This window comes from Streptomyces sp. R44 (assembly GCF_041053105.1).
Lineage (GTDB): Bacteria > Actinomycetota > Actinomycetes > Streptomycetales > Streptomycetaceae > Streptomyces.
Genome location: NZ_CP163444.1, coordinates 1,560,313 through 1,577,233, shown reverse-complemented (window position 1 = coordinate 1,577,233; position 16,921 = coordinate 1,560,313). Strand labels below are relative to the sequence as shown.

12 protein-coding genes and 1 pseudogene are annotated in these 16,921 nt (G+C 75.1%); 7 read left to right on the top strand and 6 right to left on the bottom strand.

All coding sequences use genetic code 11. The annotated features are described in order from the left end of the window. Positions 1-15: 15 nt before the first annotated feature. From AB5J54_RS07320 to AB5J54_RS07300, 5 genes and pseudogenes are all read right to left on the bottom strand, one after another. On the bottom strand, positions 16-879 hold the full coding sequence (locus tag AB5J54_RS07320) for a biotin-dependent carboxyltransferase family protein (protein ID WP_369143081.1): 864 nt from the start codon (positions 877-879) through the stop codon (positions 16-18). Then, a complete protein-coding gene (locus tag AB5J54_RS07315; protein ID WP_369143080.1) occupies positions 876-1,496 on the bottom strand; it encodes an allophanate hydrolase subunit 1 in 621 nt (206 codons plus the stop codon). Before AB5J54_RS07315 ends, AB5J54_RS07320 begins: the two co-directional genes overlap by 4 nt. Next, a complete protein-coding gene (locus tag AB5J54_RS07310; protein ID WP_369143079.1) occupies positions 1,493-2,257 on the bottom strand; it encodes a LamB/YcsF family protein in 765 nt (254 codons plus the stop codon). Before AB5J54_RS07310 ends, AB5J54_RS07315 begins: the two co-directional genes overlap by 4 nt. A gap of 138 nt (positions 2,258-2,395) precedes the next feature. After that, positions 2,396-2,668 (bottom strand): annotated as a pseudogene (locus AB5J54_RS07305) (hypothetical protein); the annotation flags it as partial. Next, positions 2,665-3,945 (bottom strand): MFS transporter, encoded by a 1,281-nt coding sequence (locus AB5J54_RS07300; RefSeq protein WP_369143078.1) that lies wholly within the window; start codon positions 3,943-3,945, stop codon positions 2,665-2,667. The pseudogene AB5J54_RS07305 and the gene AB5J54_RS07300, both read right to left, overlap by 4 nt. Positions 3,946-4,106: 161 nt before the next feature. Here AB5J54_RS07300 and AB5J54_RS07295 point away from each other — a divergent pair, with 161 nt between their 5' ends. The 5 genes from AB5J54_RS07295 to AB5J54_RS07275 all read left to right on the top strand — a co-directional run bounded on the left by AB5J54_RS07295 (position 4,107) and on the right by AB5J54_RS07275 (position 12,787). Beyond that, the gene (locus AB5J54_RS07295) at positions 4,107-4,817 is read left to right on the top strand and encodes a GntR family transcriptional regulator (RefSeq protein WP_369143077.1); all 711 of its coding nucleotides are present in this window, start codon (positions 4,107-4,109) and stop codon (positions 4,815-4,817) included. 88 nt (positions 4,818-4,905) lie between these two features. Continuing rightward, positions 4,906-6,450, top strand: a complete 1,545-nt coding sequence (locus AB5J54_RS07290) for a hypothetical protein (protein ID WP_369143076.1) — start codon at positions 4,906-4,908, stop codon at positions 6,448-6,450. Beyond that, a complete protein-coding gene (locus AB5J54_RS07285; protein WP_369143075.1) occupies positions 6,447-7,181 on the top strand; it encodes a hypothetical protein in 735 nt (244 codons plus the stop codon). The genes AB5J54_RS07290 and AB5J54_RS07285 overlap by 4 nt, the downstream gene beginning before the upstream one ends. Beyond that, positions 7,178-8,080, top strand: a complete 903-nt coding sequence (locus AB5J54_RS07280) for a hypothetical protein (protein ID WP_369143074.1) — start codon at positions 7,178-7,180, stop codon at positions 8,078-8,080. Before AB5J54_RS07285 ends, AB5J54_RS07280 begins: the two co-directional genes overlap by 4 nt. Positions 8,081-8,119: 39 nt before the next feature. Further along, positions 8,120-12,787, top strand: a complete 4,668-nt coding sequence (locus tag AB5J54_RS07275; protein ID WP_369143073.1) for a hypothetical protein — start codon at positions 8,120-8,122, stop codon at positions 12,785-12,787. Positions 12,788-12,872: 85 nt separating this feature from the next. Here the strand turns inward: AB5J54_RS07275 and AB5J54_RS07270 are convergent, their stop codons facing one another. Beyond that, positions 12,873-13,241: a hypothetical protein gene (locus AB5J54_RS07270; protein ID WP_369143072.1), complete on the bottom strand. Its 369-nt coding sequence runs from the start codon at positions 13,239-13,241 to the stop codon at positions 12,873-12,875. 435 nt (positions 13,242-13,676) lie between these two features. Here AB5J54_RS07270 and AB5J54_RS07265 point away from each other — a divergent pair, with 435 nt between their 5' ends. Together AB5J54_RS07265 and AB5J54_RS07260 are read left to right on the top strand one after the other, a co-directional pair. Beyond that, on the top strand, positions 13,677-16,472 hold the full coding sequence (locus AB5J54_RS07265; RefSeq protein ID WP_369149247.1) for a nitrate- and nitrite sensing domain-containing protein: 2,796 nt from the start codon (positions 13,677-13,679) through the stop codon (positions 16,470-16,472). Continuing rightward, a complete protein-coding gene (locus AB5J54_RS07260; protein WP_369143071.1) occupies positions 16,469-16,915 on the top strand; it encodes a roadblock/LC7 domain-containing protein in 447 nt (148 codons plus the stop codon). Before AB5J54_RS07265 ends, AB5J54_RS07260 begins: the two co-directional genes overlap by 4 nt. The last annotated feature ends 6 nt before the right edge of the window (positions 16,916-16,921 follow it).

Genomic DNA, 16,921 nt, shown 5'->3' with positions numbered 1-16,921 from the left:
CGCCCCTCCGAGCCGTCAGCGCACCGGCACGAACCGCACCGGCGTCCCCGGGACCGCCTGCGCCGCCGCCCCCAGGTCGACCTCCCGCACCACCGCGACCACCGGGTAGCCCCCGGTCGTCGGATGGTCCGCCAGGAACACCACCGGGCGCCCGTCAGGCGGCACCTGCACCGCGCCCAGGACCATGCCCTCGCTCGCCAGCTCGCCCGGCACGGCCCGCTCCAGAGCCGGGCCGTCCAGGCGCAGCCCGATCCGGTTGCTCGCCGGCGACACCCGGTACGCCCGCGTGGTGAAGGCGCGCAGGGCCTCGGCGGTGAACCAGTCGTCCCGGGGCCCCGGCCGGACCCGCAGGACGAGTTCGTCCGGCGGGCCCGGCCAGGGGGGAGCGTCGACCGACCCCCGTACGGCCGTGGCCGCTCCCAGCGGCAGCACCGCCCCCTCCGTCAGCGGCGCCGGGCCGAGGCCCGACAGCAGGTCGGTGGAGCGGCTGCCGAGCACCGGCGGGACGGCGACACCGCCGCCGAACGCCACGTACGAACGCAGCCCGCGCACGGCCGCGCCGACCTCCAGGACGGATCCGGCCCCGACCCGGAGCGCCGTCCCCCAGGCGGCCGGGCGGCCGTCCACCCGGACCGGGCACGGCGCGCCGCCCACCGCCACGGTCACCGCGCACCGGGGCCGCAGGGCGCACCCGTCGACGGTGGTCTCCAGGACCGCCGCGCCCTCCGCGTTGCCGACGAGCCGGTTGACGAGACGCCCGGCGGCCGGGTCGAGGGCGCCCGAGCGGGGCACGCCGAGGTGCGCGTACCCCGTGCGCCCCAGGTCCTGCACGGTGGTCAGCGCCCCGGCCCGGACGACGGCGAAGGCCCGGTCGCTCATCGCCCGCCCCCCGCCGTGAACCGGACCCGGGTGCCGGGCGTGAGCAGCGCGGCCGGTTCCCGCTCGGCGTCCCACAGCACCGCGTCCGTGGTGCCGATCAGCTGCCAGCCGCCGGGCGAGGAGCGCGGGTAGACGCCCGTGTACGGCCCCGCCAGGGCGACCGAGCCGGCCGGGACGGCGGTGCGCGGCGTGGCCCGGCGCGGCACCTCGTACCGCTCGCCGAGGCCCGTCAGATAGCCGAAGCCGGGCGCGAACCCGCAGAACGCCACCCGGAACTCGGCCGCCGTGTGGATCCGTACGGCCGCCTCCACGGACACCCCCCAGAGGGCGGCGACCTCCGCCAGGTCGGGTCCGTCGTAGCGGACCGGCACCTCGACGGCCTCGCCCACGCGCGCGTGGAGCGGCGCCGGCTCCCAGCCGGCCAGCTCGGCCGCGAGGCGCTCCGGGTCGGCCACCCCGTCGAGGAGCACGGTCCGCGCCGCCGGCACGATCTCCCGTACGGCGGGCAGCGCACCGGCCGCCCGCCGCCGCAGCAGCTCGGCGTGGAGGGCCTCGGTCGCCCCGCCGTCGTCCAGTTCCACCAGGAGGGCCCGGTCGCCCACCCTCAGCACCCTCACGCGAAGGCCTCCACGCGCACGCCCGAGGCCTCCAGCTGCTCCCGCACCTTCCGCGCGAGGCCCACCGCGCCCGGGGTGTCCCCGTGCAGGCAGAGGGACCGGGCCCGGACGGCGACGGAGCTCCCGCAGTGCGCCGTGACGACCCCGAAGCGGGCCATGGAAACGGACCGTTCGACGACCTCGTCCGGGTCCGTGACGACGGCCCCCTCCTGCCCCCGTGGCAGCAGGGAGCCGTCCGCCCGGTAGGCCCGGTCGCCGAAGGCCTCGGCGACGACCGGGAGTCCGGCCGCCGCGGCGGCCTCGTGCAGCCGGGACCCGGGCAGCCCGAGGACCGGCAGGGTGCGGTCCGCGAGCAGCACGCCGTCGACGACCGCCGCCGCCTGCTCCGCGTCCCGGACCACCCGGTTGTAGAGCGCCCCGTGCGGCTTCACGTACGAGACCCGGGAGCCCGCGGCCCGGGCGAAGACCTCCAGGGCGCCGATCTGGTACGCCACCTCGGCGGCCAGCTCGGCCGCCGGGACGTCCATCGCGCGCCGTCCGAAGCCGGCCAGGTCGCGGTAGGACACCTGGGCCCCGATCCGTACCCCGCGCACCGCCGCGAGCTCGCAGACCCGCCGCATGGTGGCCGCGTCCCCGGCATGGAAGCCGCAGGCCACGTTGGCGCTGGTGACGACGGACAGGAGCTGTTCGTCGTCGGTCAGCGTCCAGCGGCCGAAGCCCTCGCCGAGGTCGGCGTTGAGATCGATCGGGACCCAGGTCATGTGGTGCTTCCTCTCTCACCTGGTGGTGCGGTGGTACGTGTCGGCGTCGTTCGGACGGAGATGCGGTAGCGCTCGTCCCGGACGTCGGCGACGAACATCCGGCCGGGGGCGTGGGTGATCGCGAACGACGGGCGCGAGGCCGTCCCACACCCGGTGGCGCGGGACGTCCGTGCGCAGGTCGGCGTCCGGGGCGAGCGAGGTCGTCCACGCGCCCGCGTCGGTGACGTCGAGCACGGGACACGGCCGTGGGTTGCGGGTGCAGAAGAGCAGCACGTCGTACGCCCAGTCCGCGGGCACCGCGATCAGATCGGCCTGCGCGTGGCCCGGCGCCCAGCCGGCCGTCGGCCCCACCGTCCCGGCCCCGGCACGCGCGCGTGCCTCACGCGGATCGAGAACCGCCGTCCCGCTCATACGAGTTCCCTCCCGCGCGTCTCGGGCAGCCCGAACAGGGCCAGGACGGCCAGGCCGTAGCCGACGGCGCCGAAGACGAGGGCTCCGCCCACGCCCCAGCTCTCGGCGAGGAAGCCGACCAGGGTCGGGAAGACGGCGCCCACCGCGCGCCCCGTGTTGTAGGTGAGCCCCTGCCCGGTGCCGCGTACCGCCGTCGGGTACAGCTCCGCGAGGAAGGAGCCGAAGCCGCTGAAGATGGCCGACATGCAGAAGCCGAGCGGGAAACCGAGCAGCAGGAGGAGGGTGTTCGCCCCGGCGGGGATGTGGGTGTAGGCGAGGACGGACACCGCGGAGAGCACGGCGAAGAGGGCGATGTTCTTCTTCCTGCCGAGCCGGTCGGTGAGGTATCCGCCGGTCAGGTAGCCGGTGAAGGCCCCGGAGATCAGCAGGGTCAGATACCCGCCGGTGCCGACCACGGTCAGGCCGCGCTCGGTCTTCAGGAAGGTCGGGACCCAGGTGGCGAGCGTGTAGTAGCCGCCCTGGACGCCGGTCGAGAGCAGGGTCGCGAAGAGCGTGGTGCGCAGCAGGCCGGGGCGGAACACGGCCCGGAACGAGCCGCGCCCGGCACCGGACCGGCGGGCCTCGGTGGCCTGCGGGGCGTCCTCGACGTTCCGCCGTACGTAGACGATCAGGAGGGCGGGCAGGGCGCCCGTCCAGAAGAGGATCCGCCAGGCCAGGTCCGCGTCGGCCCACTGGAACACCAGGGTGTACACGAGCACCGCGAGCGCCCATCCGGCCGCCCAGGCGCTCTGGACGGCGCCGAGGGTACGGCCCCGGTGCTTCGCGGAGGCGTACTCGGCGACCAGGATCGCACCGACGGCCCACTCGCCGCCGAAGCCGAGGCCCTGGAGCGCCCGGAAGACCAGCAGCGTCTCGTAGTTCGGCGCGAAGCCGCAGAGGACGGTGAAGAGCGCGTACGTGACGACCGTGATCATCAGGGCCTTCACCCGGCCGACGCGGTCGGCGAGGACTCCGGCGAGCGCGCCGCCGATCGCCGAGACGACGAGGGTGACGGTGGTCAGGAGGCCGGTCTGGCCCTTGTCGAGGCCGAAGTGGGCGGCGATCGCCACCATCGACAGGGGCAGGGTGAAGAAGTCGTAGGAATCCAGGGCGTATCCGCCGAAAGCGCCGCCGAAGGCGCGCCGACCGCGCGGCCCGAGGCCGCGCAGCCAGGCGAACGCGCCCGTGTCGTCGGGCCGTTCGCCCTGGGAGTGCTGCCGGATCTGTGTCGTGCTCATCTGCACCTCGCAGGAGTGGGAGGCGTGCCTGAGAGACGTACTGAGGAACCGTGCGGTGCCGTCAAGGTAGAGGATTGTTCAACGATCCGACAAGAGGCGTGTTGTCGGTCGCCCGTTTCTGCGGTTGACTCGGCCGCTGACGACGGAAGGGGCGAGGTGCTGTGGACCTGAGTGGGGCCGGAGGGCTGACGGACGACCGCGTGCTCCTGGGGCGCACGAGCACGGCGGAGCGGGTCGCGGACATCCTGCGCACCCGGATCGCCGAGGGCTACTTCCCGCCCGGCTCGCGGCTCTCCGAGGAGAGCATCGGCGGCGCCCTCGGTGTGTCCCGCAACACACTCCGCGAGGCCTTCCGGCTCCTCACCCACGAGCGCCTGCTCGTCCACGAGCTCAACCGGGGCGTCTTCGTCCGCGTCCTCGCCGTCGGTGACGTGGACGACATCTACCGCACCCGCCGACTCGTCGAATGCGCCGTCGTACGGGGCCTGGGGCAGCCGCCGTTCGCCGTCGACGGCCTCGCCGCCGCCGTCGCCGAGGGCGAGGCCGCCGCCCGCGCCGACGACTGGACGGGCGTCTCCACGGCCAACATCCACTTCCACCGCGAACTCGTCGCCCTCGCCGGCAGCGCCCGCACCGACGAACTGATGCGCGGTGTCCTCGCCGAACTCCGCCTCGCCTTCCACGTCGTCGACGACCCGCGCGCGCTCCACGAGCCCTACCTCCGGCGAAACCGGGAGATTCTGGACGCCCTGCGCGCCGGCGAGCGGGCCTCGGCGGAGCGGCTCCTCGCCCGCTACCTCGACGACTCCCGGACCCGCGTGGCCGCCGCCTACGCCCAGGCCGTCGACGATCCGACGGCCCCCGCCGGCTGACGGCACAGCCCGTACGAGGCTACCGAGAGGGGCGGTCGCATCTGCGCCGTTTCGACCGTTGTCAGGGTGAGGACCTAATCTGTGCACCGTGACTTCGCCTGCCTCGACGGACCTCGCTCCGCCCCAGCTCAGCGCGGGGCCGCGCCCCGCGCAGGGCCCGGCCGCCGACGAAGGGCTCGCGCGGCGCCTCCGCGCGCTCGCGTGCACCGCCCCGCTGCACGACCTCGACGCGCGCAAGGCGAACCTGGCCGGCGAGTACACGGTCTACGCGATGGCCGAGGTGGCCCTCGCCGCGATCGACCTCATCACGCTGAACATGGACTTCGACACCGGCGCCGACCACGAGCAGATCGTCGCCCGCCTCCTGCCCCGCGTCGCCGCCCAGGCCCCCGGCCGCCCCGCCGCCGAGCACGAGCGCGTGGCCCGCTGGGTCCTGGAGAACCTGATCAACGTCGGCAGCGTCGACCGCGGCTTCCGCGCCGTCTACGGCACCTTCGGCACCGACGGGGTCTACGTCCGCCGCGACTACGACTTCAAGCTCATCGAAGAGGTCCCCGGATACGGCGGCGGCGTCTACCTCCGCACCACCGACGAAGCGGTCAACGTGCTCGTCGGAGCCCTCGACACCGACGTCACCAGCGCCCAGATCGCCGCCGAGGTGAAGCTGGAGGTCCTCATCAACCGGGGCCGCCTCGCCGACGCCCAGCTCGCCGCCGAGCAGGCGCGCTACCGGACCGTGCAGTACGCCGAGACCCTCCGCAAGACCCTGGAGGCCACCCGGCGCAACGTCCGCGCCGTCGACTGGCTCCACACGGTCCCCGACATGATCGCCGAGGCGCTCGACCACGTGGCCGACCGCTACCGCCACGAGAACGCGATCCTCACCAACATCCGCAAGGCCCGCGACGAGGCCGAGGCCACGTCCGACGCCAAGACCGCGGAGCACAAGCGGCGCGCCGCCGAGCTCGTCGACATAGTCAAGGACTGCATCCGGCGCCACACCCAGCTCCAGTCCCGCCTCCTGGAGGCCGGGCCGCTCTTCCGCGCCGAGCAGGACCGGCAGGCCTTCGCTGCCCCCACGACGTACACCGGACTCGACCTGTACGGGCAGCTGGTCGCCCCCGTCCTGCCGCTCCCCGTCGAGCAGGCCACCCGCGTCACCGACGCCTTCTTCGCCCACGGCACCGGACTGCGCACCCCCGCCTCCGTCCGCCTCGGCGACCTCGTCGACCTGCTCCTCACCCCGCCCGTCGAGCGCGAGCACCTCGGCGCGGAGATGCCCGAGCCCGACCTCATCGCCACCCCCGACGACTCCCGCTTCAGCGAGGAGCAGCTCGCGAGCGCCATGCGCCTGCTGGACCTGGAGCACGACGCCCCGCGCCGCCTCTCCGGGCTGCTCGCAGAGGCCCGGCGCCTCGATGCCGACCTTCCGTACCTCGTCGCCCTCCTCGCCGTCCACGCGGCGAGCCCGCCGGTCGGCACCGCCTACCGCCAGGGCGAGGAGCGGCTCCTCTTCGCCGTCGACGACGGCACCCCGCTCGACGACCCCGAGTTCGGCGGCGCCGACCTGATCGTCGGTACGGCCCTGCTCGACGCGGCGGGCATGGCCGCGGACCGCACGGAGGCCACGTGACCCTCGTCCCCGAGGCCCGGGCGGGCGCCTCCGACGCCGCCCTCCCCGCCGCACCCGTGCCGGCCACCGCCGAGCAGGCGCCTGCCGTCGCGCCCGTCCCGTCCCCCGCCGAGCCGGCGGACACCGCCGTACCGGAGCGCGAGCCCGTGACGGAACCGGTGCCCGTACCGGAGCGGACCACCGAGTCCGTCCCGGAGCCGCGGACCACCGAGTCCGTCCCGGAGCCGCAGGCCACTGCCCCCGTACCGGAGCAGGCCACTGCCCCCGTACCGGAGCAGGCCACCGTCCCCGTACCGGAGCAGGCCGCCGAGTCCGTCCCGGAGTCGCGGGCCGAGACCGTACGGGAGGCCGACGCCGCGCTTCTTCCCGAGCAGGACGTCGCACCCGGGGCCGTCCAGGGCGCCCCGGCCGACCTCCCGCCGCAGCGGGCCGTGCCCGTGGAACCGCCCACCGGGGCCCGGGCCGGCGACGAGAGCCTGCCCCGGCCCGAGGGGGACGCTCCGACCGCCGGCCGGCCGCGGTTCGGGACCGTGTCCGTGCCCGAGCCGGTCCGTACCCCGCCCGCGCGGCGACGCGACCTCCCGGCCGTGCGGGCCGTGCGGCTCACCGACGAGCCGCCCACGCCCGTGGCCCGGCCCGGCACGGCCGGATCCGCCGCCGTCACCCCCGTCCCGCTGCCCCTACCCCGCGCCGTACCGACCGAGAGCCGTACCGAGGAGCCCCAGCCGTGAGCGAAACCCACGCCGAGTACGCCGACGCGTGGAGCGAGCAGGAGCCCCCGCAGCCCCCGGCCGCCACCACCTCCTCCGCCGTCACCCCCGCGGACGCCGCCGACGCGGCCCGGCTCGTCTCGTTCGGGCTCCAGCCCAAGCTGCTCCCGGCCCGCGACGCCGAGTACACCGAGCTGCTGCGCCGCTACCGCGAGGACTCCGCCTTCGCGCGCCTCGCCGACGCCGTCGCCACCGGCCTCGGACTCGTCGTCCTGGAGGTGTCCCCGCGCGCGGGGATGGCCGTCACCGCGGGCGAGGACTCCGTCTTCGCGGTCCGCATGGGCGACTACGCCCGCCGCGCCAACACGGACTCCGCCGACCGGTTCCTGCACGGCCTGGCCCACCTCGCGGTCGCCGCCATGGCCTTCCCCCGCCCCGAGGACCTCGCCGACGACGCGTACATCGGCCGCCTCACGGTCAACGGCGTCGACGCCTTCGTACGCCAGGCCTGTCTGCGCCTCGAACAGCGCGCCGAGGAGCAGGGCGAGAACACCGACCCGGCCTCCGACGCCCCCGGCCTGGAGGCCGCCTGGCGGATCTACGCGCGCCGCAGCGCCACCGGAGCCACCAAGGACGCCCGCCGCCTCGCCGGTTCCACCACCGGCATCGTCGGCAAGGCGGCCGCGTTCCTCACCGACTCCGGTTTCCTCCAGCGCACCGGCGACGAGGGCGGCGGCTCCTACCGCACCACCGCCCGCTACCAGCTCCAGGTCCGCGACATGGCCGGCTCCGCCGCCATGGCCGAGCTCCTCGAACTCGGCGTCGTCCCCGTCAGCGACGGCTCCGCGACCCTCCTCCCGCCGCCCGAGGGCGACGACCTGGAACTCGCCGCCGACGCGGGCCTGCCCTTCCACGCCTGATCACGCCTGATCACGAACGAGACGACGAGAGTCCGCCCCATGTACGAGCTGTCCCGGGTCCGCCTCTACTCCATCGGTCCCGCCGGTGCGCGCTACGCCGACACCGTCCTGGACCTGCGCGGAGTCGGCGCGCCCGTGCCCCACCCCGCCCCCACCCAGGCGGAGTTCTTCGAGGAGGACCCGGTCGGCCCGCCGCGCCGCCCGGCCCCCGCGGGCGTGCTCTTCCTGGAGAACGGCGGCGGCAAGTCCGTCCTCCTCAAGCTGATCTTCTCGGTCATGCTCCCCGGCCACCGCAACACCCTCGGCGGCGCCAGCTCCGGCGTGCTCCGCAAGTTCCTCCTCGCCGACGACTGCGGCCACGTGGCCCTGGAGTGGCAGCACACCCTCACCGGTGAACTCGTCGTCGTCGGCAAGGCCAGCGAGTGGCGCGGCCGCCAGGTCTCCAACGACCCGCGGAAGTTCGCCGAGGCCTGGTACTCCTTCCGCCCCGGCCCCGGACTCAGCCTGGACAACCTGCCCGTCGCCGAGGCGACGTCCGTCCGCCCGCCCGTCGAGGGCGCCTCCGGCGCGACCGGCCGCCGCCGCACCATGAAGGGCTTCCGCGACGCGCTCACCGAGGCCGGGAAGGCCTATCCGCACCTGGAGGTGGTCTGGGAGGAGATCCACGACCGCTGGAACGAGCACCTCGGCGACCTCGGCCTCGACCCCGAACTCTTCCGCTACCAGCGCGAGATGAACGCCGACGAGGGCGAGGCCGCCGGCCTCTTCGCGGTCAAGAAGGACTCCGACTTCACCGACCTGCTGCTGCGCGCCGTCACCGACACCCGCGACACCGACGGCCTCGCCGACCTCGTCGGCGGCTTCGGCAACAAGCTCGGCCGCCGCGCCGAACTGACCGCCGAACGCGACTTCACCGCCGGCTCCGTGGACCTCCTCGGCCGGATCGTCGAAGCCGCCGGAACCCGTGCCCACGCGCGCGAGATCCACTCGGGCGCCGAGCGCCGCACCCGTACGCTCGCCCGCCGGCTCTCCGCCCGCGCCGCCGAGGAGCGCGGTCGCGCGGCCGAACTCGCCCAGCAGGTCACCTCGGCCGGACACGCCGTCGCCGAGGCCGAGACCGCCCGCAGCCGCAGCTCCCTCATCGCCGCGGAACTCGCCTACCGGCACGCCTCCCTGGCACTGACCGCCGCCGAGAAGGGCGCCGCCGCCCAGCGCCGCGAACTCACCGACGCCCGCACCCTGCACTCCGCCTGGCAGGCCGCCGAGGCGGTGCTGCGCCACCGGGCCGCCGGTGACCGCTCCGCGCGCGTGGCCGCCGCCATCCGCGAGGCCGAGCGCGACGCCGCCCCCGCCCTCGCCGCCCGCGCCAAGGCCGCCGCCGATCTCGTACGGGCCCTCGCCGCCGCCGCCGAGGAGGGCGAGCGCCACGCCGCGGAGGAGGAGGAACGCTCGACCGCCCTCCAGGACGCGAGCGAGACCGCGCACCGCGACGCCACCGCCGCCGCCACCGAGGCCCAGCGGGCCCGCAGCGAGGCCGGTCACCTGCGCCAGCGGCTCGCCGAGGTCGAGCAGGAGACCGCCGAGGCCGTACGGGCCGGCTGGCTCGACGACACCGCCCCCGACGCCGACCCGGCCCGCGCCGCGCTCGCCGCGAGCGACGCCGAGAAGACCACGGTCGCCGCCTGGGACACGGCCCGCGAGGCCGCCCGCACCGCGGCCGAACGCGCGCGTGAGGCCGCCGGCGCCGAGTCCCGCGCCGAACTCGCGGCCGCCCGCGCCGCCGACGCCGCCGAGGCCGCGGGGAACGCCTACGACGCGGAGCGCCGCGCCGCCGAGTCCCTCGCCTCGGAGGAGCGCCTCGCGGAACTCCTGAGCCTGCCGTCCTCCGGCTCCCCGCTCCCGGGCCAGCGCGCCGCCACCGCCTCCGACGCCGAGCCCGAGGAGGGGACGGGACCCGGCTCGGAGCCCCAGGGCCCGCTCACCGTCACCGAGTTCGACCGGTACGCCGACGAGCTGCGCGGCCTGCTCGACCAGGCCGTCGGCTCCGCCGAACGCCAGCTCTTCGAACTGCGCACCGCCGCCGCCGACGACTCCCGCATCCTCGGCGCCCTCGGCGACGGCGGCCTGCTGCCGCCCGGCCCCGACGTCCTCGCCACCGTCGAGTACCTCGGCGAGCACGGCATCCCCGCGCTCCCCGGCTGGCGCTACCTCGCCCAGGCCGTGGACCCCGCCGACCACGCCCGGGTCCTCGCCGCCCGCCCCGAGCTCGTCGACGGCGTGGTGATCACCGACCCCATCTCGTACGGACGCGCCCGCGAGGTCCTCGGCAGCGCCGCCCTGCTGCCGCGCTCCGCCGTCGCCGTGGGCACCGCCGCCGCCCTGCTCGCCCCCGTACCCGCCCAGGAGACGGCCGAGGACACGGGGGTCTTCCTCGTCCCGCCGAACCCGGCCATGCACGACGAGCACGCCGCCGACGAGGAGCGGCACGCGCTGCGCGCCCGCGCGACCGCCCGCGACGAGGAGATCCGCACCCTCGCCGCCCGCCTCGCCGGCGACCGCGCCCTCGCGTCCCGGATCGGCGCCTGGCGCGCCGACTGTCCGTTCGGGATGCTCGCCGAGCTCGCGTCCGTCGCCACCACCGCCCGCGAGACCGCCGAAGCCGCCGCCGCCACCCTGGAGGTGGCCCGCACGGCCCGTACGGAGGCCGACGAGGCCGCGACCGAGGCCGCCCGGCTCCGGGACGAGCGCCAGGAGGCCGCCCAGCGCGCCCGCCGGGTCGCCGACGCCCTCGCGGGCCTGGCGTTCCGGCTGCGCGAGCGGTCCGCCTGGCAGTCCAAGCTCCGCGAACTCGCCGACGACGCCACCGAGTCCGAGGCCCGCGCCCAGACCTGCCTGGAGCGCGCCCGCGCCGCCGACGAGGACCGCCGCGCGGCCCAGCGCGCCGCCGACGACGCCCACCGCACCGCCCGCGCCCTGCGCGCCGAGCGCGCCGAGATCGCCGGCGCCCCCGACACCCTCCCGGAGGAGGACCCGGACGCGCCCCGCGCCGCGCTCCCCACCCTCCGCGAGGCCTACCGGGCCGCCTCCCAGGTGTACGAGAAGGTCGGCGTCGGCGCCGACCTGCGCGCCGAGCAGGCCCGCGCCGAGAGCGACGAGTCCGCCGCCCTCGCCGAGCTCGACCGCCTCACCAACAAGGTCCGCACCCGCGCCGAACAGCTCCTGGAGTCCACCGACGGCGCCGACGGCCCGTCCCGGCAGGCCGCCGCCGCCCGCGCCGAGGCCCTCGTCCAGATGCTGGAGACCCGCGCCTCCGAGGCGAGCGAGAAGCTCGGCCGGCTCCGCGGCGAGGCCGAGCGCCTCGCCCCCGAGGACGGCGAGGCGCACACCGAGCTCCCCGAGGAGCTGGTGCCCGCCGACGCCGAGCGGGCCCAGGCCCTGCTCCGTACCGCCACCACCGAACTGGCCACCCGCACCGACGCCCTGGACGCGGCCCGCGCCGCCCATGCCGGACTCCTCCGGGACCACCGGGCCGCCGAGGACGCGGCCGGCGGCTTCGACGAGACGGCGGCGCTGCTGCGGGACCTGCTCCGCGACCACGCGGACGAGGAGCGGGAGGAGACCGAGCCGTACCCCGGCACCCTGGAGGAGGCCCGCACGACGGCCGCCGAGGCGCGGCGGGCGCTGCGCGGCTGCACCGCCGAGCTGTCCGCCGCCGACGCGTCCGTGCGCGAGGCGAGCGACATCCTCGTCCGCCACGCCAACTCCACCCGCTACGAGCAGGTCCGCACCCCCGCCCGCCAGCAGATCCGCGAACTGCCGGCGTCCGCCCTGCCCGAGCACGCCGCCAAGTGGGCCGAGGCCTTCGCGCCCCGGCTGCGCGTCCTCACCGACGAGCTGGAGCAGCTGGAGCGCAACCGGGACTCGATCGTCGACCGGCTGCGCGGCCTCGTGGAGTCCTCGCTCGCGACGCTCCGCTCCGCCCAGCGCCTCTCCCGGCTCCCCGAGGGCCTCGGCGAGTGGTCGGGCCAGGAGTTCCTGCGCATCCGCTTCGAGGAGCCCGACCAGGCCACGCTCGCCGAGCGGCTCGGCGAGGTCGTCGACGAGGCGACCCGGGCCGCCGTCAAGAAGAACTCCGACCTGCGGCGCGACGGCATGTCCCTGCTCCTGCGCGGCGTCCAGGCCGCGCTCGAACCCAAGGGCGTCTCGGTCGAGATCCTCAAGCCGGACGCCGTGCTGCGCGCCGAGCGGGTCCCCGTCGGGCAGATGGGCGACGTCTTCTCCGGCGGTCAGCTGCTCACCGCGGCCATCGCCCTGTACTGCACGATGGCGGCGCTCCGCTCCAACGACCGGGGCCGCGACAAGCACCGGCACGCGGGCACGCTGTTCCTCGACAACCCGATCGGCCGCGCCAACGCCACGTACCTCCTGGAGCTCCAGCGGGCCGTGTCGGACGCGCTGGGCGTCCAGCTCCTCTACACGACGGGCCTGTTCGACACGACCGCGCTCGCCGAGTTCCCGCTGGTGATCCGGCTGCGCAACGACGCGGACCTGCGGGCGGGGCTGAAGTACATCAGCGTGGAGGAGCACCTGCGCCCCGGGCTGCCGCAGCCCGGCGCGGAGGGGGAGACGATCCACGGCGAGATCACGGCGACGCGGATGTTCCGCCGCCACCAGTCGGACGACCCGGCCCCGGCGGGCGACGCGTAGTCCGGCGGTACGGACGCGGCCTCCCGGTCGTACAACGGCGAGCGGCCCGGCCCCTTTCGGGGACCGGGCCGCTCGCCGTCTTCGCTCAGGCCGCCTCGGAGAGCGGTGTCGCCTCCGCCCGGCCCTCCTCGCGCCGCGTCCGGATCGACGGACGCGCCGTGCTGCTCGGCTCCGACACCACGCCGTTGCGCTGACGCCACACCTGACGGGTGATCCACACGTCGAGGACACTCCAGGTGGCCACGACGGTCGAGGCCACCGCGGTGACGGTCATCGGAAACGCCAGCCACGCGCCCGCGACCGAACAGAAGAAGGCCACCACGGCCTGGATGAGTGTCACCGACGTGATCATCACGGCTCGCACGGCGGCGTTGCGCACCGGATCGGGCATCCGTCGTCGGCCCCGCTCCTCGTCCACCCACAACTGCCGCGCCGACCGCGCCTCGTGTTCCATTGTCCTGTCACTCCCCACCACTGAACGACTTCAGGAGTGGCTGCCCGTCTTGAGCCCCTTTACGCGGACAGAACCCTCCCCGTACGTATTGACGCACGAGAGAGGGAAAAGGTTTCGTCCGGGTGGGGACGAAGGTGCTCCATGTCCTTGCGGAACGAACAGTTCCAGCCATCTGTGTGAGCCGGAGAAATGGCACACCATCAGGTGTCCTACGCCACAGTGGCCGATCCCAACTCCCGTAATACCAGGACATCTCATGATCAACACTCACTCGACAGGCTGAAAATAGCTCGGACACGCCTTCGGGATGGCCGTGATGCAGTAGTAGGCTCGCGCCGCCGTTTGTTGAAATTCGAGGTTGACGCCGCGTGTTGACGCGGGACGTCACGAACGTGAAGGACCCCCGTGCGCACGGGGGCCGAGCTGGGGGAGGCCATGCGCTTTCGCGGGAAGTCCATCCGCAGGAAGATCGTGGCGTTGCTGCTCGTACCGCTCGTCTCCCTCACCGGACTGTGGGGTTTCGCCACGGTCCTGACGGGCCGGGAGGCCGATCAGCTCCTCGACGTCGGCTACATCGTCGAGAAGGTCGGCTACCCCCTGGAGGACACCGCCCGGGTCATCCAGATCGAACGCCGCCAGTCGCTCATCTACCTCGCCGACCCCCGGGGATCCGACGCCCTCGCCTCCCTGCGCGAGACGCGCCGCGCCACCGACCGGCAGATCGCCCGCATCCGCGCCAACGCCGCCGACCCCGGCGTGCGCGACGAGATGCGGCCCGTCACCGCCCAGCGGCTCAACTCCCTCCTCGACGCGCTCGACGGCCTCGCCTCGCTGCGCCGCTCCGTCGAGAACCGCGGCATCGGCCGCATGCAGGCCCTCGAGTTCTACAACCGGCTCGTCGACCCCTGCTACAGCTTCCTCATCACCCTCCACGCCCTCGAGAACGTGGAGATGGACAAGCAGGGCCGCGCCCTCGTCGGCATCACCCGCGCGCGTGAGCTGCTCTCCCGCGAGGACGCCCTCGTCCTCTCCGCGCTCGTCGCGGACCGCGTCACCGCCGAGGAGATCCGCGCGATATCCGACCTCGTCGCCAACCGCGTGGCGTTCTACGAGGTCAACCTCGAACTCCTGCCCGCCGCCGAGCGCGAGCACTTCGAGAAGTACTGGCGCAGCCCCAAGACCCTGCCGCTGCGCACCGCCGAGAACGCGATCATCGAAGCGGGCGCCACCGGCAGCCCGCGCGCCATCACCGCCGAGCGCTGGCAGGACCAGGCGAGCCCCGTCCTCGACGACCTGGCCCGCGAGAACACCGCCGCCGGCGACCGCTACCAGGAACGCGTCAAGCCCGCCGCGTACAGCGTCCTCCTCAAGGTCGGCATCGCCGGTGTCCTGGGCTTCCTCGCCCTCATCGCCTCGATCGTCATCTCCCTCCGCATCGGCCGCGCGCTCATCCGCGACCTGCGCCGCCTGCAGAAGGAGGCCCAGGAGGTCTCCGGCGTCCGGCTGCCCAGCGTCATGCGCCGCCTCGCCGCCGGCGAGCAGGTCGACGTCGGCACCGAGGTGCCCCACCTGAAGTACGGCGAGGACGAGGTCGGCCAGGTCGGCCAGGCCCTCAACACCCTGCAGCGCGCCGCCGTCGAGGCCGCCGTCAAGCAGGCGGAACTGCGCCGAGGCGTCTCCGAGGTGTTCGTCAACCTCGCCCGCCGCAACCAGGTCCTGCTCCACCGTCAGCTGACCCTCCTCGACACCATGGAGCGGCGCACGGAGGACACCGACGAGCTGGCCGACCTCTTCCGCCTCGACCACCTCACCACCCGTATGCGCCGGCACGCCGAGGGCCTCGTCATCCTGTCCGGCGCCGCCCCCTCCCGCCAGTGGCGCAAGCCCGTCCAGCTCATGGACGTGGTCCGCGCCGCCGTCGCCGAGGTCGAGGACTACGAGCGGATCGAGGTGCGCCGACTGCCCCGCCTCGGCGTGGGCGGCCCCGCCGTCGCGGACCTCACCCACCTCATCGCCGAACTCCTCGAGAACGCCACGGTGTACTCGCCCCCGCACACCGCCGTCCAGGTGCTCGGCGAGCGGGTGGCCAACGGCTTCACCCTGGAGATCCACGACCGCGGCCTCGGCATGAACCCCGACGCCCTGCTCGACGCCAACCTCCGGCTCGCCGAGACCCCCGAGTTCGAGCTCTCGGACACCGACCGCCTCGGCCTCTTCGTGGTCAGCCGGCTCGCCCAGCGCCAGAACGTCCGCGTCTCGCTCCAGACCTCCCCGTACGGAGGGACCACCGCGGTCGTCTTCATCCCGGCCGCGCTGCTCACCGACGCGCCCGAGACCCAGGGCGCCGGATTCCGGCTCGACCGCACGACCCTGGAGCGCCCCGGGCGGCCCGACGACCCCTCCGCCGACGCCGGCGCCCTGCCCACCCGCAGGCCGGCCCTCACGAAGGTCCCCGACGTGACCGAGGTTCCGGGACCGCTGGACGGCCCCGTGGAGCTGGAGGCGCCGCTCGGCACCGAGGACTTCGACGTCCTCCTCGACCGCTCGGCGGACCTCCTCGACAGCGACAGCGAGCGCGGTGGCCTCTTCCGGCCCCGCGACCGGCGCCGCACCGGCCTCGCGCCGGCCGGCGAGCAGCACGAGCAGGCCCAGGACCGCACCGCCGGCCAGGACGCCCCCGCCGACGGGACGCGCCCCGGTCCCGTGCCGCTGCCGCGCCGCCGCACCCCGACGCTCGTCGTGGACCACGGCCGCCGCCTCGACGAGCCGGACGGCGCCCACGCGCAGCCGGACCGCGCGCACCCGCAGGACGACCCGTGGGGAGACCGCCGGGACCTCTCGCCGGCCATGGGCCCGACGCTGGTCCCCGTACGCCCGGAGAGTCCCGGACGCCCCGGCGGCTCCTTGCGGCCGGAGGATCAGGGTCCCGAGGCGCCGTCGCCGGAGATGCCGGACCCGTTCGGCGGTCTGCCCCGCCGCGTCCGCCAGGCCAGCCTCGCGCCCCAGCTGCGCGAGACCGAGGGCCGGGCCGGCCGTGCGGGAGCACGCTCCGACGCTCGTACGGGCACCGGGACGCCGGCCGACGGACCCGACTCCTTCGAGCGCGACGCCGAGGAGGTACGCGCGCGCATGGCCGCCATGCAGCGTGGCTGGCAGCGCGGCCGGCGGGACAGCACAGAGCCGGACGACACGACAGCACCAGGAACGACACCCGAGGGGGACGGTCGATGACCGCACCGAACGCCGCAGCACCCAGCACGTCCGGACACGGACACGGAAACGGCGAGCTGAACTGGCTCCTCGACGAGCTCGTCCAGCGCGTCGCGTCCATCCGGAAGGCCCTGGTGCTCTCCAGCGACGGACTCCCCACCGGCGCCTCCCAGGAGCTGACCCGGGAGGACGGCGAGCACCTCGCCGCCGTGGCCTCCGGCTTCCACAGCCTCGCCAAGGGCGTCGGCCGCCACTTCGAGGCGGGCAAGGTCCGCCAGACGGTCGTCGAGCTGGAGGACGCCTTCCTGTTCGTCACGGCCGCCGGCGACGGAAGCTGCCTCGCGGTGCTCGCGGACGCCGACTCGGACGTCGGCCAGGTCGCCTACGAGATGACGCTGATGGTGAAGCGGGTCGGGGCCCACCTCACGACGGCCCCCCGGACCGGCCTGCCCTCGGGAGGGTGAGTGGGA